Consider the following 25960-nt stretch of genomic DNA (forward strand, 5'->3'; position numbering starts at 1 on the left):
CAGGTGCACAGCGTCCTGTTCGATCAACTGCTCGACGGCGGCGTCGTGCAATTGCTCCTGTTTGGGGTTTCGATAAGCCTCGGCATCGCGCAAACGATCCGCGTGCTGCGCGCGGCGGAGACCCTGCGCGAGAAGATGAGCGCGCTTGGTTTTCTCCTCGCGGCGCTGATCCTGCTCACACACGCATTTCTCGACTTCGACTTTTCGTATGCGTACTACGAGGTGCTCTTTTGGATGATGCTCGGCCTCGCCGGAACGGTGCGCCTTGGGCAAGAAGACGCGAAGATCGCGCAAACGCCGCTTGCCCCTTTGCGCGCGCAGCGGATGGCCAGACAGCGACGCATGCAGTCGTATGCGATCACCGTCGCGCTGCTCGTGTTTTTCGTCTTTGGCGGCATGATGTCAGGGTCGCAGGTGGCGTTTGGCATGATGACGACACCTGGGTATACGAGCAAGGCGAACCTGGCGGAGGTGCAGACGAGCACCGCGCTCACGCCGTACGACGACAACGCCGAGTTTACGCTCGCGAAGTTCGACTACCAGATGCTGCAGTACGGGCAGGGTCAGGCATACGGCGGACAGGCGCTCGCGGCGCTGCGCGTGGCTGCCGCGACGGGCGCGTGGGACCCAAGCATGCTCACACAGTGCGCGGTGCTGGCGTATCAGATGGGCGATTATACGGACGCGCTGAACTGGTCGCAAGAAGCGATCGGCGTCGGCCGCTTCAACCAGTCGGCGTACGAGAACGCGATGGCGATCAAGCTGTTCGTGTCGGCGCGCGCGCTAAAGACCGACCCGGCGGGCGCAAAGCAAGGCCTGCGAGGGGTTACACAACTCTTTCAGACGCTGAACAAAGAGGCGAAGGTGAGCGATCCGGCGCTCTTCCCGGCGGAGATCCCGCTCACCGAGAACGCGACAGTGCAGGTGTACGAGGGGCTGGCGCTGGCGCTTTTGGGTCAGTACAAAGCGTCGGAGAGCACGCTCAATCCTTTCCTGACCGCCAACCGCGACCAGCCTGCGGTCAATCTGTATCTGACCGCGATGGCCATCGACGAAACGGGCTTGAAGCAGAATGTTCCACTGAAAGTGACGATGCAAGAGATGAAGAAAGAACCGGGCGCACTTCAGGAGTATCAGTTTATCAACGCAGACCGCTAAGGAGGAGGGCAGATCATGCTGCGAAGGCATCAGGTGTGGATTGGCAGGCTTTACATGGTGAGCGATGCGTTCATCGTCGTGATCGCCTTTCTCCTGGCGTGGGTGGCGCGTTTTAAGACGGCGATCCTCCCGAAGTACGGCGCGCTTCCACTGAGCGACTACCTGAAAATTCTCTACGTGGCGCTTCCCGCATTTCTGATCGTCGCAGCGCTCACAGGGCTCTACAACATCACGCGCAACCAGTCGCTGCGCCGCGTGGCCGCGCAGTTGCTTGTGAGCGATGCAATGATGGCGCTGACCGCGATGAGCGTGTTGTATTTGAGCAAGGAGCCGTATTCGCGGGCGGTCATCGCTTTGTTTGTGATCCTTACGTTTCTCTTCACCATCGGGACGCGCAGCGCCTTGCGACGCATCCTCCAGTCGTTTCGCGCGCGCGGCTTCAACCGCAAGTACATTCTCATCATCGGGGCGACGCGCGCCACCGAGCGATTCCTGGCGCACGTGCGACGCCATCCCGAGTTTGGCTACGAGATCCTCGGCGGCGTGATCGCAGATGACGGCCGCGTGGATCGCGAGTTAGCTGCGGCGACGGATGAGCAAGACGGGATTGAAGATCTCGCGCAGCACGCATTTTTTGAGCGGGAGAACATCATGTGTCTCGGCACTTCGGCAGAGTTAAGCGCGATTCTTCAGCGGCATATCGTCGATCACATCGTGCTCACCGTGCCGTACTACGCAATGGGCATGTTGCGCGACGCGGTGCAGATCGCCGAGTACTACGGCGTTCACACGCTGCTCATTCCGGATTTTGTCGACGTGCTGCCGAGTCGACCGCGTTTTGACGAGTTCGCTGGGTTGCCCATCGTCGACACGCGCTACACGCCACTTGACGAGGTGGTCAACCTCGCGCTCAAGCGCGGCTTTGACCTCGTTTTCTCGCTGCTCGTGTTGGTCGTGCTGAGTCCGCTCTTTGCGCTGCTCGCCATTCTGGTGCACAAGTCATCGCCCGGTCCGATCATCTACCGGCAGACGCGGCTCGGGAAAAACCGCAGGCCGTTTACGATGTACAAGTTTCGCACGATGGTGTTGCACGATGCGGATCAGGAAGGCTGGACGGTGGCAGACGATCCACGCCGCACGAAGGTAGGGCGCTTCATGCGCCGGATGAGCCTTGACGAGTTGCCGCAGTTCTGGAACGTCCTGCGCGGCGACATGAGTGTGATCGGCCCGCGCCCCGAACGTCCGAACTACGCCGAGCAGTTCCAGGAGGACGTCCCGCGCTACATGGTCAAGCACCGCATTCGCCCCGGCATCACCGGCTGGGCGCAGATTCACGGGCTGCGCGGCGACACGAGCATCGAGGAGCGCATCGAGTACGACCTGCGCTACATCGAGAACTGGTCGTTTCGGATGGACATGCTGATCGTCCTGCGCACCGTGGTGCACGGGTTTAGAAATCACAATGCGTACTGAGGCGGGGTGCGACGCGGCGGGCGCGGTGCAACGCTTCGCGCCGGATGAATCTCGCACGGGAGGGGGGAAGGTTCATCTCCCCCGCGTGCAGGTGCAGATCGTCACGCACGAGAGTGCGGACGGACTCGCCGCGTGTCTCGACGCGGTGCTCGCGCAAACGGTCGCGCCTGCGTGTGTGCTGATCCTCGACAACGCGTCGACCGACGCGAGCGTCACGATCGCAGAGGCGTACGCGGCAAGGCACCCGCGCGTCGTCGTGCACATCCTGCCGCACAATCTCGGCTATGCGGCGGCGCACAACCTCGGGTTTACGCGCGCGCTTGACGAGCGGATGACCCACGTGCTGACGCTTAACCCGGATGTCCTCTTGCGCGCGACGTATCTCGAAAACTGCCTTGCGGCGCTGCACGACAGAAAAGGGGAGCGTACCGGCGGGGCGACGGGGAAACTCTTGCGCGCAAACGGCGTGACGCTCGACAGCACGGGGCTTGTCATGGAGGCTTTCTTTCACGTGCGGGATCGCGGCGCAGAGCAGCGGGACGAGGGGCAGTATGACGTAGCGCGCGATGTGTTTGGCGTGTGCGGCGCGGCCGCGCTCTACACGGCGTCCTTTTTAAACGCGATGCATCACGCGGCAGGGTATGTGCTTGACGAGACGTTTTTTCTCTACAAGGAGGACGTCGATCTCTGCTGGCGCGGCTCGCTCAACGGATTTTCGTTTTTGTACGCGCCAAAGGCGGTGGCCAAACACGCGCGCGGCTGGAAAGCGGGACAGCGCCCGAACGCACTCGCTGAGACGCACTCGTTTGCGAATCAGCTTTCCATGGTGTGGGTGTATGTCTCGCCGCGCTCGGCTGGGTTTTGGGTCGCCCAACTCGTCGAGTTTGCGCGCTTTTTGCACCTGCTTGTCACGCGTCCTTCCGTGGCGCGGCAGATCGCCTCACTCTTGTTTGCGCAGCGGGCGCATCGCCAGGAAAAACGCCGCACGCTGCGAAACGCGCGCCGCAGGGAGGGAGGGTGAGGACACGGAGCGCTGAGAACGAGTTTTCGTAGGTAGAAGGTGCCTGCGATGTGATGTAGGTGATTAAACGTGGAACGTATTTGGGAGGTGCAGTCAACGCGGTGAAGGTTGCGATCGTCCACGAATGGCTGGTCAATTTTCGTGGATCTGAAAAGGTGTTGCTTGAACTTTCCAGAATTTTTCCAGATGCAACAATCTATGTGTCTGTGCTAGATCGCTCACAGTTGCCTGAGGAACTCGCGGCGCGTGAGATTCGCACGACGTTTCTTCAGCATCTTCCGTTTTCTATCCCAAGATATCAAGCCTATCTTTTATTAATGCCACTCGCCTATTCGCTATTGGATATGAAAGAGTATGACCTGATCATCACTAGCAGTCACGCTTGCGCCAACGGTGTCCGCGCAAGGCGAGGAGCATTACACATCAGTTACTGTTATACACCGATGCGCTATGCCTGGAGTGGCTATCAAGAGTATTACGAGAGCCTGCGCTCGCCGATTGCGAAAGCGGCGATGACAGTGCTCATGGCTTTTATGAGATTTTGGGATTATCATAATTCGCAAAAGGTCGATCACTATATTGCGTGCAGTCGCGCTGTTGCTGAGCGCATTGAGAAGTATTATGGGAGAAGTTCTGTCGTGATTTATCCACCTGTAGGGTTGATTCCCACTGAGCCGATTGGCTCGATCAAATCACTACTCCCTGATCTTCAAAGGGAACCTTATTATTTGTCACTGGGACGACTTGTTCCGTACAAGCGCGTGGATCTCGCGATCAAAGCGTGTGAACGAATGCAACGGCATCTCGTTGTTGCGGGGAATGGGCCAGAACTGGAACGTCTGCAAGCAGAGTCAAGCCCGTGGATTCACTTTATCACTGCGTTCTCGGATGAGGATGCAAAGGCGCTCTACAAGCATTGTTCCGGATTTATCTTTCCTGGAGAAGAAGACTTCGGACTGACCGTCGTGGAGGTTCAACGCTATGGAAAACCAGTCGTGGCCTACGCAAAGGGTGGGGCAGAGGACACTGTTATTCATGGGAAAACGGGCATCCTTTTTCAAGAGCAATCGGTCGATGCTTTGGTGGATGCATTAATTGAATTGGAGCAATCGGCGTATGATGTGGAATTTATTCGAGATCATTCCACGCAATTTTCACCAGAGATGTTTCACGCCGAGATACGTGATGCGATCAACATGCGGGTCGAATGAAATGCGGGTTATGCTCTAGGTGGTATGGGGGTTGCTGCATTGCGTATTGGCATCGATTGCCGTCCATTATCAAAGGAAAAAACGGGTATCGGATATTACCTTTGGGAAATCTTGAACCAATGGGGTAAAAGTGAAATTCCTCATGAGCTCTTTCTCTATAGCGCTCGTCATTTTGAGATTCCCCCGCAACTTGCTCGATCGAATGTTCGCATCTGCAAGCGTGTCTTTCTTTTTGAGCCACCTGAGGTGTGGATGCACACCATCTTGCCGATCCAACTTCGCAAGGATCACGTCGATGTTTATTGGGGACCAAACTATGCAATGCCTGTTTTTCCGTTTGGAGCCCCTTCTGTTTTGACCGTGCATGACATGGTCTATCGAGTATTTCCGAAGACAATGAAACGTGTAACCTATCTGCATAACCGATATGGCATGGAGTGGTATGTGAGAAAGTGTGATCATGTCATTGCGGATTCAGAGAATACCAAAAAGGATCTTATATCTTATCTTCATCTGGAATCCGACAAGATCGATGTGATTCCCCTGGGCGTATCTGAGCGATTGGATCGACCCTCAGAAGATGTGTCGGACAAACGTGCGTTAGAATCTCTGGGATTGAAGCAACATCCCTATCTCCTCACCGTGGGTACGCTTGAACCACGGAAAAATCTAGCGCGCGTTATTCAAGCGTTTAAAAGATTCCTGAATGAACAACGTTTTGAAGGCGAGTCAGAGCCTTTGCTTGTGGTCGTAGGGGCAAGTGGGTGGGGAGGTACATCTGAGAAGATTCAGCACGATCTGGATGAGTCTGTTCGCTACTTGGGATATGTATCTGACGCAATTTTGGGTGTTCTCTATCGCAATGCAGTTGGATTTATTTATATGTCTCTCTATGAAGGGTTCGGCTTGCCTCCGCTTGAAGCGATGAGGTATGGTACTCCTGTGCTCGTTTCGAATTCGAGTTCTCTTCCAGAAGTGGTTGGGGATTGTGGACTCTATGCGAATCCATATCAGATCGAGGATATCGCATTGCAAATTGCTCACTTGTATAGGGATGGACGTAATTCCGAACTCGCTTTTCGTGCGAAAATAAGGGCAGAAATGATGTCTTGGCATGCTGTCGCGAAAAATACACTTGGTTTGCTGCAAAGAGTAGTAACAAATCGTAATGTGCAGTAAACCATTTCAGCTTTAATTTTGTACGGAACACATTGAATGATAAAACAAGGATGTGCTTTTGTGTACGCTCGTCTGGTTGAATTATGGAAGTATAGAGAAATGTTATGGAGCATGATCTTGTCTGAGTTGCGCACACGTTATCGCGGGTCTTTTTTGGGATTTCTTTGGACATTTATCAATCCACTTCTTACGTTAATGGTTTACACGTTTATCTTTTCGAGGATTATGAAAGTTACGATGCCTCACTATGCTCTTTTTATGTTTATTGGGCTTTTGGCATGGAATTTGTTCGCCACGGGAATTCAATCCTCGGCCAGTGTGATCGTGAGGCAAGGATCACTTGTGAAGAAGATTTATTTTCCAAGGGAGATTCTCCCGCTTTCTGTTGTGGGAGGCAGTGTAATCAACTATTTGTTATCTCTTGTCATTTTGGTACCTTTTTTATTCATTAACGGATATTATCCGACGGTGAATTGGCTATACGTTCCACTCATCTTATTGATGGAGATGATTTTTACTGTAGGGTTAGCTTTGCTGTTATCTTCGCTCACCGTATACTTGCGAGATATTGAACATATGCTTGGGATTTTTTTGATGTTGTGGTTTTACCTTACACCAGTCATCTATTCACTTAAAATATTATCTCCAGGTATTGCTCAGATGTTTAAATTAAATCCAATGTCTGACGTTGTCTTATCCTTTCAATCAACACTGTATTACAATGAAAGCCCGCATTGGAAACTGTTTCTTTATGGATATGGAATATCGGTTGTCGTGTTGATTTTTGGTTGGTGGCTCTTTACGCGATTGAATCGCCGTTTTGCTGAGGAGGTATAAATTTGATCATGGTCAATACCGAAAAAGTGATTCGTGTTCAAAATGTATCCAAAAATTTCCGCGTTCATACCGAGAGAAACAGTACGCTCAAAGAGCGAGTGCTTTATGCAGGGCGAGCGAAGTATCGGGATTTTGTGGCTTTGCGTGATGTCAGTTTGGATGTCACGAGAGGCGAATCTTTGGGTTTAATCGGCGTTAACGGATCTGGGAAAAGCACGCTTCTCAAACTCATGAGCAAAATTCTGTATCCTGACTCGGGTACGGTGGATGTACGCGGACGTGTTTCAAGCCTTCTGGAATTGGGAGCTGGGTTTCATCCGGATTTTTCAGGCAGAGAAAATGTATTTATGAACGGTGCGCTTTTAGGTTTGTCGCGAAAAGAAATTCGGGATAAACTTGATGAGATCATCGATTTCTCAGAACTCGGTGATTTTATTAACGAACCAGTACGGAGCTATTCTTCGGGAATGTATATGCGACTCGCATTTTCAGTTGCGGTTGCTGTCGATCCAGAAATTATCTTGATTGATGAAATTCTCGCTGTAGGTGACGCAGCATTTCAGGCGAAGTGTATGAATCGATTAAGAACGCTTAGGGCGAGAGATACAACGATCATTATCGTCACTCACGATACTGCAGCAGTCGAGCGATTTTGCGATCGAGTCGTATGGATGCATGATTCACGTGTTAAAATGGAAGGCAAACCAATTAACTGCATCCAATCGTATTTAGCCACTGTATTCAAAGCGTCCAACGAAGGATCAAATGCGATGTCTTTTGAGCGTTCGGATACTAGCGAGACATCTGAAGAGATTCGTTCTTTAAATGGTACGGATTCTAGTGAAGCAATTGATGCTGGACTGCGTTGGGGTACGGGCGATGTGACGATTGATGAAGTCGTCGTCACATCAAGTGCTGGGCGTGGTCTAGTGCAATGCGGCGAACCGCTAGATATAACCATTCGATTCAGTGTTAAGCAGGGGGTGAACGATGTCGACTTTGGCATAGAGATTTTCACGGCAGACGATGTGCAATGTTATGGGACAAACACGCGATTGGATCGATATGATACGATATCCTTAATTCAGGGTAGCGGATCAATTACATTTCATTCCACAGATTTCTGTTTGTTGTCCGGTTCCTATTGGATTGATGTCGCATGCAGTGCTGCAGATACACAAGCGCATGATTATTGGAGAAGAGCCACTCAGATCCAGGTTTACTCTGATATTAACGATGTTGGACTGTGTAGGGTGCCACATGAATGGAAGCTATCGATTGATCATTGATTGTATGAAGAATGAGCGATTTTCAACCCGTGGTTATTGAATCGTTATAGAAGAAAAATGATAGAATTAGAATTGAGGATAAGAATGCATAATAAAAATGAGGTTCGCTTATATCGAGCGTTTGAAGATAGGTATCGTGGATCTCGTGAACTCATTATGTCGAGGTTACAAGTTTATATTCCATGGATTCTTCCATTACTTGATGTGTATAGTGAGCGCCAAGTGTTGGATCTAGGGTGTGGCCGCGGAGAGTGGCTTGAATTATTGAAGGAAAATGGCTTTCAGGCGGTTGGTGTTGATTTGGATCGCGGGATGTTAGAAGCCTGTGTAGAGCGTGGGCTGACTGTATCTGAGAAGGATGCGCTAACAGCATTAAGAGAACTTTCTGATGAGAGCCAGCTCATTGTTTCTGGATTTCATATTGCTGAACATCTTCCATTCGATGTATTAAGTGATCTGGTTTGTGAGGCGGTTCGTGTTTTAAAACCAGGTGGGTTACTCATTCTTGAAACGCCCAATCCGGAGAATATCAAGGTTGCCACAGCCAATTTTTATCTTGATCCGACACATCAACGTCCTATACCGCAACAGTTGCTGGTTTTCCTTGCGGAGTATTTTGGTTTTTCTAGAGTGAAAATCCTTCGTTTGCAGGAATCGAAAGAGATTCATGAAAAATCTTCTGTAGCGTTACTTGATGTGATCGATGGTGTTAGCCCGGACTATTCAATGATAGCTCAAAAAAAAGCTTCGTCCGAAATCCTAAATCGATTTGATAGATATTTTAGTCAAGAATACGGGATCACCTTGGAATCTTTAACTGAGAAATTCGAACAACGTCTTGCACATATAGAAATAAAAACTCAGGAAGCTAGTTCTTTCACACGTGAGGCGGTTGATTGGGTAATTAAAGCCCAGATTAACGCTGAACGTATTGAAAATAAATTGATTGATGCGGAATTACGAACGGAACGGGCTGAAACAAGAGCGAAAGAAGCGATTTTACGAACAGAGAAGTTCGAAGCACAAGCGAGTGAAGCATTATTAAAAATCGAACGTGCTGAAAAGAGAACACTTGAAGCTGAATCACGCGCATCGTATTTTGAAGTGAGATCGAAAGAGTTAGAGAATCGTATGAAACAAATGGAAGCTGATGTCCAAAATGCTTGGCATCATTATTCTATGGTCATAAACAGTCATTCATGGAAAACGACGTATCCTTTACGGTTAGCGGGTATAGCAGCGAGATGGTTTGTGCGGGGTAGCATTGCGTGGATAACATTTGCTCCTTCTAGCCGTCCGAGACGTATTTTGCGTATTACTTTGGTAGCGTTAAAGCGTAAAATCCAAAGTAATTATAAACTAAAGGCTATTGCCCTACGATTTCTGACACGCTTTCCTAGATTAAAAGAACGTTTAAAAAGAGTAGGGGACGATCAGCGATATTACAGTGGAGTTGGAACCGTTCATCAATCAAATCATTCAATAGAAAATCTTAATTCCAGTTCAAGAAAAATCTATAAAGATCTTAAAGCCTCAATCGAAAAAAATAAGGAGTAAAAATCATGAGAATTGTAATTGATATGCAAGGGGCGCAAAGCGCTAGTCGTCATCGTGGGATTGGCAGACTAACATTATCCCTTATCAAGGCTCTTGTCGCTAATAAGGGGGATCATGAAGTTATTCTTGCTCTAAATGGACTGTTTCCTGACACGATAGAGTTCATTCGCTCGACTTTTGATCAATTGCTTTCGCAAGAAAATATTAGAGTATGGCAGGCCGTTGGACCAGTATATTACTTGGCATCTGATTCTTCGTGGCGTCGCAGAACTGCTGAATTGATAAGGGAATCCTTTCTTGCTAGTTTAAAGCCAGATATTATTCTTATTACAAGTTTATTCGAAGGGCTAGGCGACGATGCAGTTACTAGCATTGGTGCTTTTAACAATACGATTCCAACTGCTGTCATTCTGTATGATTTAATTCCTCTAATTTATCGTGAACTTTATCTTAAAAGTCCTGAATATGAGCTTTGGTATGAACAAAAAATTGGTCATCTTCGACGCGCGGACCTTTTGTTATCTATCTCCGAATCTTCACGTCAAGAGGCGATCCGATATTTGGGAATAGCCTCTGATTCAGCTGTGAATATTTCAGCTGCGGTAGATGCTGAATTTAAACCTCTAACGTTTGAGCCATCAGATAAGGAACGTATTCTAAGTCAGTACGGAATTTCACAATCCTTTGTGATGTACACAGGCGCAGCAATTGAGCCTCGCAAAAACATAGAGGGCTTGATTCGCGCTTACGCTCAATTGCCTAAATCCTTACGCAGAAAACACCAATTGTTGATCGTATGTACTATTCAACCTGTAGATCGAGCACGATTGGTGTCAGTTGCTAAAAAATTCGGAATGGGATCGGAAGAGTTGGTACTGACTGGTTATGTCCCTGATGAGGATCTAATCAACTTATATAATTTATGTAAGGTTTTCATTTTTCCGTCATGGCATGAAGGGTTTGGATTGCCCGTGCTTGAGGCGATGTCATGTGGAACGGCAGTTATTGGATCGAATACATCTAGCGTTCCAGAGATCATTGAGAGAAAAGATGCTTTGTTTGATCCGAAGAATGATCGATCAATAACAGATAAACTGGAACAAATTTTAACAGATGAAGAATTTCTTGTTGAGTTGCAACGGCATAGTCTAAAACAGTCACAAAAATTTTCTTGGGATTTGAGTGCAAAACGTGCGTTACATGCTATGGATTCAATAAGTGAAAAGAACTGTGATAAAATGTTTTCTCTGAAACGTTTTTCGCGTCGTCCGAAACTAGCTTATATTTCTCCTCTTCCGCCTGTGCAGTCGGGGATCAGCGATTACAGTGCAAAACTCTTGCCTGAACTTGCTCGATATTATGAAATTGAAGTTATTGTTGACCAAGAGACTGTTTCTGATCCTTGGATTAGAGCGAACTGTCCGATCCGAAATTCTGACTGGTTTCTAACTCATGCAAAAAAATATGATCGAGTAATTTATCATTTTGGAAATTCGCCATTTCATCATTATATGCTTTCATTGTTAAATGAAATACCAGGAGTCGTAGTGCTGCATGATTTTTTCCTCTCGGGTATCTACAAACATTCTGGAGAAAACTATCTCAGTGATCCAAGGTGGTTGAAAGAACTTTATTGTTCACACGGATATAAAGCTGTTCAAGAGCATGCGTCAACATCTGATTTAAATCAAATTATTATGAAATATCCGTGTAATCTCAGCGTTTTAAAAAGTGCGTTGGGACTTATCGTTCATTCCGAACATCCTATTGAGTTATCTAAACAATGTTATCCTAAACTTAATTTAGATAATTGGAGAGTAATTACATTTATTAGAGATCTAAAGCAGAAACGTAAAGATATCATCAAGCATACAGAATCATATATACAAGAAAATTTAATTAGTGAATGTGTTTTGGGGCTAGTTCAACAGTACCATAATGTGGTTGAATATTTTTATTCCAACAATATTTTTAGTTCGCAGAATCTAATTGAGGCAATTGGTTTATTGGATGGATATAAACCTGATGATATGGAATGTGCTGATTTAGCGAATAATATTTCGCGAAATCAGGATAATAATTTACCCCAACGTCAATTGCTGATTGATATCTCCGAGCTAGTGGTGAGAGATGCAAAAAGTGGGATTCAGCGTGTTACGCGAAGTGTTTTAAAAGAAATGTTAGAGTCATCTTTTAGAGACTATCGTATTGAACCGGTATATGCATCAATTGGCGAGATAGGTTACCGATATGCTCGCCAATATACATTGGAGTTAATTGGATCTACATCAAATCTTATCACTGATGAACTTATTCAATATCAAAATGGCGATATTTTTATGGGACTTGATTTTCAATCACATGTTGTAGTTACGCAACGGGAGTTTTTGACGCAAATGCATAATCTTGGCGTGCAAATCTTTTTTACTGTGTATGATCTACTTCCAATATTAATGCCTCAAGTTTTCCCCACTGGTTCTGATGTTGGACATGAAAATTGGTTAAGTATTATCACGAAGTTTGATGGTGCAATATGCATTTCATCAGGGGTGGCTAATGATTTGAAAAAATGGTTACATGATAATGGAACCGAACGTTTACGGCCATACAAAATAACATGGTCACATCTAGGTGCAGATGTTGAAAATTCTATTCCTTCTATGGGATTGCCGAATAATGCAGATCAAAATTTAACTAATATTTATAGACGGAAAAGTTTTCTGATGGTAGGGACCGTTGAGCCGCGAAAAGGATATATGCAGACTGTTTTAGCGTTTGAACGGCTTTGGGCTGAAGAGATTGATGTGAATCTAATTATCGTAGGAAAACAAGGGTGGATGGTCGAAACGTTAATTGAAAAGATACGTAAGCATCCCGAACTTAATAGAAGACTTTTATGGCTTGAGGGAATTAGCGATGAATACCTCGAAAAAATCTATTCTTCTTCTACTTGTCTTATAGCAGCAAGTGAGGGGGAGGGATTTGGACTTCCGCTTATTGAAGCTGCACAACACAAGCTACCGATCATTGCGAGAGATATCCCGGTCTTTCGAGAAGTGGCGGAGGAGCACGCATTTTACTTCCATGGTAAAGATCCTATTGATCTTGCTTATGCGATTAAGGACTGGATAAAGTTGTATGATCAGGATATGCATCCAAAATCAGACGATATGCATTGGCTGACATGGAAGGAAGCCGCAAAAAATATGTTGGATATCTTACTTCAATAGCGTTATACTTATTGGGTTTCTAAGTAATTCGTTTACAAAGCAGTATGCTTAAAATGATTTGGCAATTATTTTTTAGAGCTTTAAATTAAGGGGATACTTATGAAAACAGCGTTGATTACCGGAATTACTGGACAAGACGGTGCATACCTTGCGGATTTGCTACTTAGCAGAGGATACCGCGTTATTGGTACGTATCGTCGTACGAGCGGGATCGATACATGGAGAATAAGCTACCTGGGAATCGAATCAAAGGTCGAACTGGTTTGCATGGATCTCGAAGATCTCTCTGGGATGATTCGCGTGTTAAACATATATCAGCCTCATGAGATTTACAATTTGGCAGCGCAGAGTTTTGTGAAAGTATCGTTTGATCAGCCTATCATGACGGGGCAAGTTACTGGAATGGGAGTTACACATTTACTTGAGGCAATCCGTATTGCGTGCCCCTCTGCTCGTTTTTATCAGGCTAGCACAAGTGAGATGTTCGGCAAGGTTCAGACGATCCCACAAACGGAGAAGACACCATTTTATCCACGCAGTCCCTATGGAGTGGCAAAGCTTTATGGACATTGGATGACCACAAACTATCGTGAGTCCTACAACATGTTTGCGTGTTCTGGAATTCTTTTTAATCACGAATCGCCGCTTAGAGGAATTGAATTTGTGACAAGAAAAATTACGGATGGCGTCGCAAAAATTAGATCAGGTAAAGCGGACAAAATTACACTTGGCAATCTTGAAGCAAAGCGCGACTGGGGCTATGCGAAAGAGTATGTCGAAGCAATGTGGCTCATGTTGCAACAGGACAAGCCAGATGACTTTGTCATTGCAACGGGTGAGACTTATGCGGTGCAAGATTTTGTAGAGATGTCCTTCCGTGCTGCGGGGATAAATGACTGGAATTCTTATGTTGACACTTCTTCTGCATTTGAACGTCCAGCAGAGGTTGATTTGCTCATTGGTGATGCCACAAAAGCGCGAGACATCTTAGGCTGGAAGGCAAAGACCAACGTTGAAGAACTGTCACGTATGATGATTGAAGCCGATTTGAAGCGGCACGGGGCATGATGAATCAAAAAAAGATTGTATCGATCATAACTGGCGCAAATGGCTTTGTTGGTCGCCATTTAGTCGATGCTTTGGTAGAGAAGGGAAATCAAGTGGTTGCAGTTTCTGGGCCACACTCAAATCAGAGAAGATCCTTATCGGTACATGAGAATCTTATCCATGAACATGCGGATTTATCGGAAACCGATGGATTTCGGGAAATTGTATTTAGATATCAACCTGACGAGATTTATCATCTTGCAGGCATTGCAGTAACACATGGCGTTTCGGCTGAGTCGTACTATCAGTCGAATGTGTTGGGAGCCTACCGATGGGCTGAGGTCGTGCAAAGGGAATGTGGAGATGAATGCGCTTTTCTTTTTGTGAGTTCCGCATCGGTTTATGGGAGTCTTTCTGGAGATGATATCCGATTCAAAGAAACGGATACTCTGAGACCGACATCTCTCTACGGCGCAAGCAAGGCCAGTGCAGAGGCGCATTTATGGATGCTTCTTTCCAAAGGGCTAAACTTAAAGATTGCTCGACCTTTTAATCACACTGGACCGGGACAACAGGCAGGTTTCCTCTGTCCAGATCTAGCTGCACGTATCAAGAAGGAGATTGTGAATCAGGGTACTGGTGAGTTGCAGATTTCTGTAGGTCGCATGGATGCAATTCGTGATTTTATGGATGTGCGCGATGTGGTTCGAGCGTATATCCTCATTATGGAGTCTGCGGCTACAGGGTCGGTTGTCAATGTGTGTTCGGGAATCGGAATATCTGTACGTGAGATGGCAGAGATTCTTGCGCAAGAAACGAGATTGGAACGTAGCATCCGCTATGTGCAGAATGATGCGCTTGTGAGAGGAGAGCCTGACAAAATTGTGGGTGATGATAACTGCTTGAGAAGTTTAGGAGAATGGGCACCTCGCTATACGTTAAAGGATACATTGAGGGAACTTTGGTTGAGTTTTTAGGAGTGATTTATAAAAGTATGCACATGGTATTAATTTGATCTCATTTTAGTGAGGAAAAATGATTTATTTTATACGGAAGCGTGTCGGATTTTGTAGTAGAGTGGTATACTACGAGATAATAAGTTATCTTGTTTATAAATTATTCGAAATGAGTTGATGTTGATATGGCAACATTTAATGGGCTTTTATCAATTATTATACCGGTATATAATGAAGAGGATACAGTTATTAATGTGATCCGTATGATTCAAGAAGTTCCGATAAGAAAAGAAATAATTGTTGTTGACGATTTTTCAACTGATCTGACTCGTGAAAGACTAAAGAAATTTGATTCTGAAATAATGATCGTTCTACATGATAGAAATAAAGGTAAGGGAGCGGCTATACGTACAGGTATGCAATATGCTTCTGGTGATGCACTCATCATACAAGATGCAGATTTGGAATATAATCCATCGGATATTTTGCTTCTTTTAGAAAATCTTGATGCTGAGACACCGGTGGTATATGGTTCGCGATTTTTGGGACATATGGAGAATATGAGTGGTTTGCATCGTTATGGTAATCTTATGCTTACTGGTTTAACCAATATGTTATTTGGGTTGAAGATAACAGATATGGAAACTTGTTATAAGCTGATGGCTAAAGAAGTATATTCTCAATTAGATATTCAATCTGATCGGTTCAACATGGAACCTGAAATTACTGCTAAAATTGCACGAATGGGTTATAACATTGTTGAAATTGGAATTACATATCGGGGTAGAGATTTTGCTGAAGGCAAAAAAATCTCTTGGAAGGATGGCTTCTCAGCGGTATATGCGCTATTAAAATTTAGGTTTGGAAAAATAGGTAAAAAAGTAAAAGTAGTAGAAAAGGGTATAGGTGATCATCTGTGAAAGTTTCTATTATTGGAGCTGGTTATGTAGGTGTAATTACGGGGATTGGCTTTGCATATATGGGGCATGAAGTACTGGTAATGGATCATGACGAAAATAAGATTTGTAATTTGAAAAAGGGTCAGGTACCCTTTTTTGAAAATGGTGCAGAAGATGCAATACGAGAACAGTGTTTTGAAAATAGATTAAATTTTACTTCAAACATAAAAGAGCTTATTGACTACGCAGAACTTATATTTATATGTGTAGGAACTCCTTCGATGCCAGATGGTAGTGCAGATCTTTCTGCGGTTGAATCTATCGCGCGATCAATTGCGGAATATGCAATGTCATACAAATGTTTGGTTGAGAAAAGTACTGTTCCTGCTGGGACATTTAAATGGATTCAAAGAACTTTGCGGCTATATAGTAAATCTAGTCTTGAATGCGATGTTGCGAGTAATCCTGAATTTCTTAAGGAAGGTAGTGCACTAGAGGATTTTCTCAATCCAGACAGAATCGTAATTGGAACAAACACAGATAGAGCGCGTGATTTATTGCTTGAATTATATAGAAATGTTGAATGTCCAAAAATAACAAGTGATATCGAAACAGCTGAGTTAATTAAACATGCAAGTAACTCTTTTTTAGCTATGAAAATTTCATATGCAAATATGATTGCGGACTTATGTGAAAAGGTCGGCGCTGATATACGTATGGTAACGCTTGGGATGGGTCTGGATACAAGAATCGGTAAGCAATTTCTAGGTGCGGGTTTTGGATATGGAGGTAGTTGTTTTCCAAAAGATACCCGAGCATTGGCTCATATGGCAGAGTCTGTTGGTTTAAAATTCTCCTTACTTGAAGAGGTTACGAAGATAAATCAGTATCGAGTTGAACACATTTTTAGGAAAATCCAGACCGCGTTGTGGGCTGTGCGCGATAAAAAGATTACAGTTTTAGGTTTAGCATTTAAACCTGGGACGGATGATGTTCGAGAATCACCCTCGCTTATTCTTATTGAAAGGTTAGTTGACCAAGGAGCTTTGATCTCCGCATATGATCCACGGGCAATGTCCACTGCCCGCTTAGCGCTATCGCAAAAAGCAAAAGTTAATGTTGATTTTGCATCCGACGTCTATGAAGCAATGGTTGACTCACATTTACTTGTTATTGCAACTGAGTGGCCGGAGTTTTACGATATTGTTCCAGATAAAATATTTGGATTGATGAAAACTCCGATAATTGTAGATGCCAGAAATATGTTGGTTGATATTGATTGGGAAAATCGAGGTTTTGAATATTATCCTGTAGGGATTGGGCTAAAGGGGGATTTAAAATGAAAGTATTAATTACTGGGGCAGCAGGATTTCTTGGATCGCATTTATGTGACTATTTCTTGGGTTGTGGACATTCAGTGATCGGGTTAGATAATTTCGTGACTGGAAATCTAGATAATTTGGCGATGGCATCGAAAAATAGTAATTTTTCATTCAGAGAATTAGATCTAATAAACGGATTGCCAAGTTCTCTTCCGGCAGTAGATGCTGTTCTTCATTTTGCTTGTCCTGCTAGCCCGAAAGATTATTTCAAATATCCGGAGGAAACGCTGAAAGTCGATTCTATTGGAACATTTCATGTATTAGAGAAGTCATCGCGTGATAATGCAAAGTTTATTATGGCATCTACTTCTGAAGTATATGGAGATCCTGAAATACACCCACAGCCTGAAACATATTGGGGTAATGTAAATCCTGTAGGTGTTAGGTCTGTTTATGATGAAGCGAAACGATTTTCAGAAGCTGCAACAATGGCGTTTTATCGTAATCGAAAATTAGATGTTCGCATCGCCAGGATATTTAATACTTATGGACCACGTATGCAAGTAAATGATGGTAGAGTAGTGCCAAATTTTATTTCGCAGTCTTTGAATGGTGAGAAAATAACTGTTTATGGTGATGGTCTTCAGACGAGAAGTTTTTGTTTTGTTGATGATTTAGTTCGAGGAATTTATAAATATACAACGATTGAGGATCCAAAATATCGAATTGTAAATTTAGGTAATCCTGATGAATACCAGATTTTACAATTTGCGAAAATTATAGTTAGTCTACTTGGTGATGGTTCTGAGATAAAGTTCGAACCGCTACCATTAGATGATCCTAAACAACGTAAACCGGATATATCTTTAGCGAAAGAGATGTTGGAATGGGAACCAAACATTTCTCTTTCTGAGGGGTTATTGCGTACTATTGATTATTTTCGAAAACAAATTAAGAACACGCTTTGAGAATGATTTTAAATTCATGGATTGTTACACGCATATGTTGTGGGAAGAATTTTTGCTAAAAAATTATTGTGAAATGAGGTGAAATATGAATAATGTGTTTGAGTTGTTAGACTCATTAAAAAAACATGTTAAATTTAAAATTATAATTTTTATTAGATTTTGTATTATAGGAATCATTACTGCAGGGATACAATTAATAACCTATTCAGTGCTTCTATTGATACATTTGAATTACCAGCTTGCGTCTTTTTTTGGATTATTTATCGCAACAACACTTGCCTATTTCGGAAATCGGATGTGGACTTTTCAGAGTAAGAATCAATTGTTTCGTGAGTTGATTCAATTTTATTTGTCTCGATTGATAACAGTCCCGATTAATGCATTGATTCTTTTTTTTGTTATTAGTATTTTACGTATGAATACAGTGATGGCTCAAATTTTTTCTATTGGGATAATTACTTTATTGAATTTTTATATTGGAAAGACATTCATCTTTAGGAAGGCTATTGTTTGAAGGGTGTTATAAAATAATAATAATAATAAATTTAAAATGAGGAGTGATCGCTTGGGTTACGTACGAAATAAAACTTTTGTTCATATTGGCATCATCTTAGTATATTGCATAGTATCATTTTCTATTTTTTCAAGTGTTTTATTGAATTTTAGTCAAAGTTATTTAGGTGGCGGAGCCGATCCTTTGCTTTTTATGTGGTTCATGAGATGGATTCCATTTGCAATTGATCGTGGATTAAATCCGTTTTGGACCAATTACATTTTATTCCCAAGTGGAGTAAATTTGATGTGGAATACATCTGTACCGCTAGCATCTATTGTACTTTGGCCAATCACTCACTTTTTAGGTATTTTAGCCAGCTATAATACTTTAGTCATAATAAGTTTGCCTTTATCAGCAATATCGATGTATTTCGTTTTGCGAATGTTTTCATTTGGCATAGTAGCTTCATTTGCGGGTGGTTTATTATTCGGGTTTAACCCGTATATGATTGCACAATCTCTTGGGCATACCCAACTTACATCCCCCGCATTTCTAATTCCGAATTTGTTTTGGATTCTATGGGATTTATTCGGAGGACAACGACGTTCGTCTAAATTTAATGGATTGTTATTAGGTGCGGTTGTGGTTATGATGTTACTTCTCGGAGAAGAGGTTATGACTACTGCAGCGTTGATATCAATGTTTGGTATAATTATCACCTTTATTATGAATAAAGGGATTCATGCTGTTAAAGTTGGATATATTGTACGCTCTCTTTTGTATTCATTTGGTATGATTGTTATTTTTAGTGGAGTACCACTTTTTACACAATTTTTTGGGCCGTCAATTCCCCATGGACAACTGCAACCTCCTAATGTATATGTGACTGACCTCTATAATTTTATTACACCGGGGCCATTGCAACAATTAAGCAACAGTGGTACGAATGCAATCTCGAATCGTTTTACTGGTAATGAATCTGAATGGAACTCTTATGTTAGTTTGCCTCTTATATTAATATTTTTATCATCTATTTTTTGTCTTAAGAAAAGTATTTTACTGAAATTTAGTTTTTGGATGACATTTATCGTTGCTGTTCTATCCATGGGACCATTTCTACATATTGATGGTACAATTACAAATATTCCACTTCCATGGATATTGTTCGGAGCCCTTCCATTATTAAATGATATCCTCCCTGACAGATTAAGTATATATATGTTTTTTTTCATAGCAATAATATTTGCGGGATTTATTAAACAGATAGGTAATTTTACAAAAGTTAGTCAAGTTTTGTCTATAACTTCAATTCTTTCAACGTTTATTTTTTTGATGCCATTGATTAATTTTCCTGTAACTACAGTTTTATTGCCACCTTTCTTTACAAATGAAATAAAGAGGATCATTCCTCATAACTCGACTGTGATGGTTTTGCCATTTTCGACAGGCGCACATGCTTCAGCTATGTACTGGCAACAAGCAAGTGGTTTTTGGTTTAAAATGCCAGAGGGATATGCTATTAGTCCGAATGGATTTGGACCATCAGATAATGCATTATTAGATGTTTTAAATTCAAATAGCAATTCAAATACTGCTTTAAAAATTACGCCGAATATTAGAGAAGAATCATTAGGTTACTTAGATCGCTTTGGAATAAAATATATAGTTTTAGCGCGACATTTATCCAATAGTCAGTACCAGGAAAAGGTAATCTCTAGTATTCTAAATGCAAATCCTATTCAGACTTCAGGCGTTGATCTTTGGATAATTTCTGCTAAAAAAAATATTGGTTACTATATTGGTGGGCAATATTGGGCTAGTGAATCTGAGTATAACTGGATGGGGAAAAACGCTACAATTCAAGCGTTTGGTAAAGCAGTAACAGTTAGAATTGCTGGTTTTTGGAGACCGCTTAATATACCTGTGAAAGTTGTTATAAAAGAGGATAATAATATAATGAGAGTATTTCAGATCTCCACTTCTACTAATGTAAGCTTTACGGTTGCATCAGGTAAAATTGTCACAATAAGCGCTGATAGTACCTTTATTCCTAATAATTATATTCATAATGGAGATGATAGGAAATTATCTGTTCTTTTGTCTGTATCTCACTGAATGTGTGCTGTATAAATTGAACTGGAGCATTTTCACTAACGAAGTAGAATTCATGAGATAACCACCGAATGAATAATGTATCCAATTGAGTGGTGGTGATGTGAAATGGACGTAGAGTCAATTATAAAAGCAATCGAAGTGTACATTCGGTGCAAGAAAGACTGTAGATAGTACGAACGCCTACAGGCTATTCAGCTTTGTCTACTTTGGCTTCCCGTCAAGCAAATTGCACAGATGGTATGTCGTTTACAGAACTATTCGTGCCTACAAAGACAATGGTTTCAAGGGACAGGAAATTAAGCTTGACCTGGGAAGTCGTGAGAATAGTGTAGCCGCTCACGCTGTTTGACGGTGATTTGTTCACCGCCATTGGCGGAGCGGCCGTAACGTCAATCTGCCATGGAACTGGATGTTCAACCGTCAATCACTTAGCTTCAGCTAGCTAGCTGTCCCTCGTTGCCACTCCTGGTCTGTGAGCACTCTCTGAGCGTGCCCCTCCTCAATCGCTTCACTGTCTCGAGCCGCCGCATCATACAACGCCTGTGTACACAGTTGGTTTACCACACGCGGGATACCACGGCTGGCCGTGTAAATCATTTGGATGGCACCATCAGTGAAAACGGGCATGTTGGTCCCAGTCTGCTTCATTTGGTGTCGAATGTACTGAGCGGTTTCCTCCCGCGTCATGCCTGCTAAGTGGTAGGCCATGTCAATCCGCTGAGAAATGGCTTCATATTTCTTCAAACGCAGGTTTCTCCGAATCTCCGGTTGTCCAACTAGAATCAGCGGAAATGGAGAGGTTGAGTCCATGTGCTGGTTGCGGACGAATCGAAGCTCCTGAATCATTTCCTCAGCCATGTCCTGCGCTTCATCAATCACGACAACCCACCGTCGCCCAGACGGTTCGCCTTGGCTTTGGATGCGTTCACTCCACAACTTCCTTGCCTTGCTTAATCCAAACGGCATCGCCTCGCCCAGATGGCTCAGTAATTCACCATAGAAATCTTTGGGCTTCAGTCCCAACTGGCACAGATAAATAGGCAAGTATCTCATTTCATCCAGTCCAGTCATGAGCCTGCGAATGAGCGTCGTTTTGCCACTGCCTACCTCACCGGTCAGCAGCCCAAAGGCCTGGTTTTCCACAACGTACATGAGACGAGCGATCGCTTCTCGGTGTGCTGCAGAATCATAGAGTGCTTCGCCCGTGGCGTCCCGTCTGAATGGGACGGACTGCCAATTCCACCGCTCCATTGGTGTCATTGTACGTCACCACTTTCGGCAAAACGGAGCCCTTCAGCATTGGCCCTCTGTTTCTGCTTAAGCGCTTCAAACATTGAGATTCCCGGTGCCGGTGGTGCACTAGCCTCTACCTCTTGTTGCACCCGGCGGTCATAGCGACGGGTGAGATCGATGGGCGCGGCATCCGCATACCGGTGCTCGCCGTACCAGACTTGTATTGTGGTGAGGTCAAATGGATCATAGCGCAATTGTACCTTCTTGTTGGCAAGTTCGTCGTCGACCTGGAACAGATTCCCCTGGAGTGAGACGCACCCGGCCTTATCCGCCTTTCGCTCCTCTTGCCAGTAGAAGATCTCCGTCAACTCCTGTTCGGATATTCTCCGTGCCCTGCGTGTGGTTTGTGCGGCCCGTTGCTTAGGAGCCATTCCAGTGCTGCCATGCTTGCGTTCGTGGTAATAGACGTTAACCCAGGTTTGGAATGCGTCGTTGAGGTCGTCCAAGGTTTCTATATAGCCTGAATCAATCGCTTGGTACGCTTCAGGAACAAAACTGGTGTCAATAAAACGAAATAGCCTCTCAATTTTCCCACGTCCAGCCGGTCGACGAACGGTACTGTGGGACAGATGAATCCCCACACGACCACAAATACGTTTCAGGTGGTCGGATGCAAAAACGGCACCATTGTCCACGTACAGCTGTTCTGGAACACCATGCCGTAGAATGGCCTTCTTGAGACTGTCCTCCATCCGGGGCATCTTCTCATCCCAGTAGAACTGTCCATGGACAATCAGGCGACTGTGATCATCAAGAACGGCGAAGAGAATCGCCTTCTTCCGTTTACCAGGGTTGTCTGGGTCGGGTAAGTATAGCGTGTGCTGAAAATCCGCTTGCCACAACACGTGCACGTCCTCGGCCTCAAATCGGCGAAATGTGCCTTTGTTCTGGGGTGTAATCAATAACTCCCGACGACTGAGTCCAGCCTGACGAAGATGCCTGGCCAGCGTGCTCACCGCCACAGTTCCGTGTGCAGCCGCACCTTCCGCTTCGAGCAGCAGGATGATCTGCTCAACGCTACGTTCTGGGCGCTCAGCCCGAAGTTGTGCAGCCCTGTTCAAAACGGTTTCAGGCAAGCGCATATTCCCCTTGTCATTACGCTCTTTGGGCATTAATGCCTCGTATCCCCCCTTTCTGTACAGCGCAAGATAACGCTCCAGACTTCGTACACTTACACGCCTGCTTGTGCTGCCTGGAATATCGTACTCCCGTGAGCTCACCTCACGCAGAAATACCCCAAGTTCCCCAGGTGTCAGCGGCGTCTGCCGACTCACCACGGGAGCGATGAGGCTGTACCGAAAGCTGGCAATTTGTTCTCTTGACTGAGTATTTCGGTGCGGCAGAGCCGCTGAGTTAATGAAAGAGAGCCACGATGTTACAGAGCGAGAGCCACCTCGTTAATGGAGGGAGCCATCCCCATGCGGAGATGGCCCTTTTTGATTAGGTTATTGGATTGAACTCTTCCGTTTGCGCATTGAGTCCTCTCCGTCAATCAGGATCTGATACGAGTTGTGCACGATTCGGTCCAGTATTGCGTCAGCCATCGTGTGTTCGCTTATCTTCTCATGCCAGCCCTCGGGGGAGAACTGGGAGATGAAGATAGTAGATGCGTGTTGGTGCCGGGCTTCGATGATTTCAAGTAAGTCACGTGATTCTGTAATCGTCAAAGGCACAAGCAACCACTCGTCGATGACCAATAGACTGACCTTCTTGTATTGAGCGATAGCCTTTTTGAATGTGCCCTCTCCTCGGGCTACTGCTAGATCGGTCAATAATTCGGGCAGTCGGATGTACTTGGTGGTGAAGAGTTGGCGACACGCGGCGTTGCCTAGCGCACAACCAACAAAGGTTTTCCCCGCACCTGATGCTCCCATAAGAATGACGTTGTGTTTCTCGTGTATAAAGTTTGCGGTTGATAGTCGTAGGATCTGGGTTTGGTCCAGTTGCCTGTCAGCATGATACTCAATGTCTTCAACACAGGCGTTGGGGTAACGTAACGTGGCTTTCTTGATTAAGCTGTCCAACTGATTGTTCTTACGCCGTGTCCACTCTGCATCGATGATCAGTCCGAGGCGCTCTTCAAAGGACAATGAAGCATAAGACGGGGTCTGCATTTGCTCCCGTAAGGAGTCAGCCATCGCACGCAAACGCATATCGTTGAGTTTGTTGATGGTCGTTTGGTTTAACATCGTTATTTCCTCCCGTAGTATGCCGCACCACGGGTGAATCCGTGGTGCTGGCCAGAGTTATTCGTAGATTGAGTTTCTTTAGGCAACGGCTCGGCATGTATCGTATCCTGACCTGATTTCAGAATCGTGCTGATATGTTTATAGCTCGGATTGGGCGTATAACTCAGCGCTTTTTCACAGGCAGCTTCCAACCGAATCAGTGAATAGCGATCCGCCAGTTTTAACACACCCATGCATGCCTTATACCCTTGCTGTTCGACCCGATAACCGGCGAGAATCGCTTGCACGGCTACCGTTGTGTAAGGGCCAACTTGCTTCGCCCATGATATGAACCGTTCCGTATTCCACTCCACGTACTGCTTGTGCTTGTCCGGCATGTGGTCGGACATAGTGTGATATTGACCGGAACGACCGTAGAGTCTGGGATGAGAACAAATTCGATGGTGGTTGTAAAACACTTCGATGGTGCCCTTAGTGACACGTACATCTACTTTGTGTTTGATGTATTCGTAGGGGACGCTGTAGTGCATCTTATCCACAGCGATGTGATAATTGAACTGTACAGTGGCGACTTTCCAGAGGGCGCATTCGTACATGGAAGCTGGCAGCGGCAACAGCGTATGTTTCTCCTCGTCAAGAAACGTGCTGAGTCTGCTGCCAGGCTTTTTTTGAAACGATCGACGATTAAATGCATCTAATTTCTCAGCAACTGCAGCGTTCAGTTCAGTGAGCGAGAAGAACGTCTGATTACGAAGGGCAGCTAGGATCCAAGTGGATATGTTACCTACCGTGCCTTCCACACCGGGCTTGTCCCTTGGTTTCCGGACCCGTGCAGGAACCACAGCTATCCCGTAATGTTCCGCCATTTCGTGGTACGTTTTGTTGATGACGGGTGTATACCAAGAGGATTGATCTACGCCGGTTTTGAGGTTGTCGGGCACCAGGATTTTGGTGACACCCCCAAAGTGGGCGAAGGCATTATTGTGCGCCGCGATCCAGCTTTCCTGATTCTGAGACAGGAACCCCTCCACATAAGCGTATTGACTACAAGAAAGAGCAGAGACAAAGATGTATACAGGTATTGATTCGCCCGTTTCACTGTCCACGAGCGTGGCCGTTTGCCCGGCCCAGTCAACTTCCATTTGTTCACCAGGTTTGCGCTGGATATGCATAGTGGCTTTCGTTGTTGCGGCGAACTTGCGGTAGTAGTTGCAGTACTGGGTGTACTTCAAGGGGATTTCCTGACTCAGCCTACATGACTCGCAGTATTCACTCCACAGCAAGCTGAGTGTGACGCCACTTCTGGCCAACTCCCGATGAATATGTTCGCAATCTGGAATTTTGCGCGTGGTGGTTTGTGCTCTTTCGGGGAACAGCAGGTACTGAAGGTCCGCTTCCGTTACGTCGTCCGCAAGCGGCCATGCCAATTCCAGCATGGTCGCACGGTTTAGCACCTCGGATACGGTGTTTCGCGAGCATTGACAACTAGACGCAATGCTACGCTGGCTCAATCCCATTTCCTTGAGCCGTAAAATCTCTCGATACTTGGCCATTCGGATGACCCCCCACTATTTATTTGTGTGCTGCATATGCAGCACACATCCATCCATTTTAGTGGATAGCAGTGGTTGGCTCACCGAGTAACAGAGTGGCTCTATTCGATTAACGAGGTGGCTCTAAACTATTAACCTAGTGGTCCTACGGCACTGAAATATTCACC

The 25960-nt window shown here is 45.0% G+C and carries 20 protein-coding genes; 16 read left to right on the top strand and 4 right to left on the bottom strand.

Going from position 1 to position 25960, the window contains the following annotated elements; all coding sequences use genetic code 11:
- The 16 genes from AYW79_RS15870 to AYW79_RS10690 form a co-directional block, all read left to right on the top strand.
- Nucleotides 1–1158 (top strand): O-antigen ligase family protein (locus AYW79_RS15870; protein ID WP_197467719.1); only part of this gene is annotated, 1158 nt, incomplete at its 5' end.
- Between the two features lie 15 nt (nucleotides 1159–1173).
- On the top strand, nucleotides 1174–2631 hold the full coding sequence (locus AYW79_RS10620) for an undecaprenyl-phosphate glucose phosphotransferase (protein ID WP_067565431.1): 1458 nt from the start codon (nucleotides 1174–1176) through the stop codon (nucleotides 2629–2631).
- Nucleotides 2621–3652, top strand: coding sequence for a glycosyltransferase (locus tag AYW79_RS10625; protein ID WP_067565434.1), 1032 nt, complete (start codon nucleotides 2621–2623; stop codon nucleotides 3650–3652). Before AYW79_RS10620 ends, AYW79_RS10625 begins: the two co-directional genes overlap by 11 nt.
- A gap of 59 nt (nucleotides 3653–3711) precedes the next feature.
- Complete coding sequence (locus tag AYW79_RS10630; RefSeq protein WP_067953282.1) at nucleotides 3712–4863, top strand: glycosyltransferase; 1152 nt, start codon at nucleotides 3712–3714, stop codon at nucleotides 4861–4863.
- Nucleotides 4864–4902: 39 nt separating this feature from the next.
- A complete protein-coding gene (locus tag AYW79_RS10635) occupies nucleotides 4903–6042 on the top strand; it encodes a glycosyltransferase family 4 protein (protein ID WP_067565437.1) in 1140 nt (379 codons plus the stop codon).
- A gap of 99 nt (nucleotides 6043–6141) precedes the next feature.
- Nucleotides 6142–6879 (top strand): ABC transporter permease, encoded by a 738-nt coding sequence (locus AYW79_RS10640; protein WP_269449284.1) that lies wholly within the window; start codon nucleotides 6142–6144, stop codon nucleotides 6877–6879.
- An 8-nt stretch (nucleotides 6880–6887) separates the two neighbouring features.
- The gene (locus tag AYW79_RS10645) at nucleotides 6888–8168 is read left to right on the top strand and encodes an ABC transporter ATP-binding protein (protein ID WP_067565484.1); all 1281 of its coding nucleotides are present in this window, start codon (nucleotides 6888–6890) and stop codon (nucleotides 8166–8168) included.
- An 84-nt stretch (nucleotides 8169–8252) separates the two neighbouring features.
- Nucleotides 8253–9725 carry a class I SAM-dependent methyltransferase gene (locus AYW79_RS10650; RefSeq protein WP_067565444.1) on the top strand — a complete coding sequence of 491 codons (1473 nt, stop codon included), beginning with the start codon at nucleotides 8253–8255 and terminating at the stop codon, nucleotides 9723–9725.
- Between the two features lie 5 nt (nucleotides 9726–9730).
- Entirely contained in the window at nucleotides 9731–12955 is a 3225-nt protein-coding gene (locus AYW79_RS10655) for a glycosyltransferase family 4 protein (RefSeq protein WP_067565447.1), read from the top strand.
- A gap of 99 nt (nucleotides 12956–13054) precedes the next feature.
- Nucleotides 13055–14023, top strand: a complete 969-nt coding sequence (gmd, locus tag AYW79_RS10660) for a GDP-mannose 4,6-dehydratase (RefSeq protein ID WP_067565450.1) — start codon at nucleotides 13055–13057, stop codon at nucleotides 14021–14023.
- Nucleotides 14020–14979 carry an NAD-dependent epimerase/dehydratase family protein gene (locus tag AYW79_RS10665; RefSeq protein WP_067565453.1) on the top strand — a complete coding sequence of 320 codons (960 nt, stop codon included), beginning with the start codon at nucleotides 14020–14022 and terminating at the stop codon, nucleotides 14977–14979. Before gmd ends, AYW79_RS10665 begins: the two co-directional genes overlap by 4 nt.
- Nucleotides 14980–15143: 164 nt before the next feature.
- Complete coding sequence (locus AYW79_RS10670) at nucleotides 15144–15878, top strand: glycosyltransferase family 2 protein (protein WP_067565456.1); 735 nt, start codon at nucleotides 15144–15146, stop codon at nucleotides 15876–15878.
- Nucleotides 15875–17200, top strand: a complete 1326-nt coding sequence (locus tag AYW79_RS10675; protein ID WP_067565458.1) for a UDP-glucose dehydrogenase family protein — start codon at nucleotides 15875–15877, stop codon at nucleotides 17198–17200. The genes AYW79_RS10670 and AYW79_RS10675 overlap by 4 nt, the downstream gene beginning before the upstream one ends.
- Complete coding sequence (locus AYW79_RS10680; RefSeq protein WP_067565461.1) at nucleotides 17197–18147, top strand: UDP-glucuronic acid decarboxylase family protein; 951 nt, start codon at nucleotides 17197–17199, stop codon at nucleotides 18145–18147. The genes AYW79_RS10675 and AYW79_RS10680 overlap by 4 nt, the downstream gene beginning before the upstream one ends.
- A gap of 85 nt (nucleotides 18148–18232) precedes the next feature.
- Nucleotides 18233–18661: a GtrA family protein gene (locus AYW79_RS16400; protein WP_067565464.1), complete on the top strand. Its 429-nt coding sequence runs from the start codon at nucleotides 18233–18235 to the stop codon at nucleotides 18659–18661.
- A 51-nt stretch (nucleotides 18662–18712) separates the two neighbouring features.
- Nucleotides 18713–20758, top strand: coding sequence for a hypothetical protein (locus AYW79_RS10690; protein WP_156493899.1), 2046 nt, complete (start codon nucleotides 18713–18715; stop codon nucleotides 20756–20758).
- A gap of 438 nt (nucleotides 20759–21196) precedes the next feature.
- Here AYW79_RS10690 and AYW79_RS10695 read toward each other — a convergent pair whose 3' ends face one another.
- The 4 genes from AYW79_RS10695 to istA all read right to left on the bottom strand — a co-directional run bounded on the left by AYW79_RS10695 (nucleotide 21197) and on the right by istA (nucleotide 25793).
- The gene (locus AYW79_RS10695) at nucleotides 21197–22018 is read right to left on the bottom strand and encodes an ExeA family protein (RefSeq protein ID WP_067565469.1); all 822 of its coding nucleotides are present in this window, start codon (nucleotides 22016–22018) and stop codon (nucleotides 21197–21199) included.
- On the bottom strand, nucleotides 22015–23394 hold the full coding sequence (locus tag AYW79_RS10700; RefSeq protein WP_067565472.1) for a Mu transposase C-terminal domain-containing protein: 1380 nt from the start codon (nucleotides 23392–23394) through the stop codon (nucleotides 22015–22017). The genes AYW79_RS10695 and AYW79_RS10700 overlap by 4 nt, the downstream gene beginning before the upstream one ends.
- A 102-nt stretch (nucleotides 23395–23496) precedes the next feature.
- A complete protein-coding gene (istB, locus tag AYW79_RS10705) occupies nucleotides 23497–24240 on the bottom strand; it encodes an IS21-like element helper ATPase IstB (protein WP_067565475.1) in 744 nt (247 codons plus the stop codon).
- Nucleotides 24241–24242: 2 nt separating this feature from the next.
- Nucleotides 24243–25793: an IS21 family transposase gene (gene istA / locus AYW79_RS10710; RefSeq protein ID WP_067565478.1), complete on the bottom strand. Its 1551-nt coding sequence runs from the start codon at nucleotides 25791–25793 to the stop codon at nucleotides 24243–24245.
- Between the last annotated feature and the right edge of the window lie 167 nt (nucleotides 25794–25960).

Origin of the sequence: Ferroacidibacillus organovorans, assembly GCF_001642725.1 — a bacterium.
In the GTDB taxonomy this organism is placed as follows: Bacteria; Bacillota; Bacilli; order Alicyclobacillales; family SLC66; genus Ferroacidibacillus; species Ferroacidibacillus organovorans.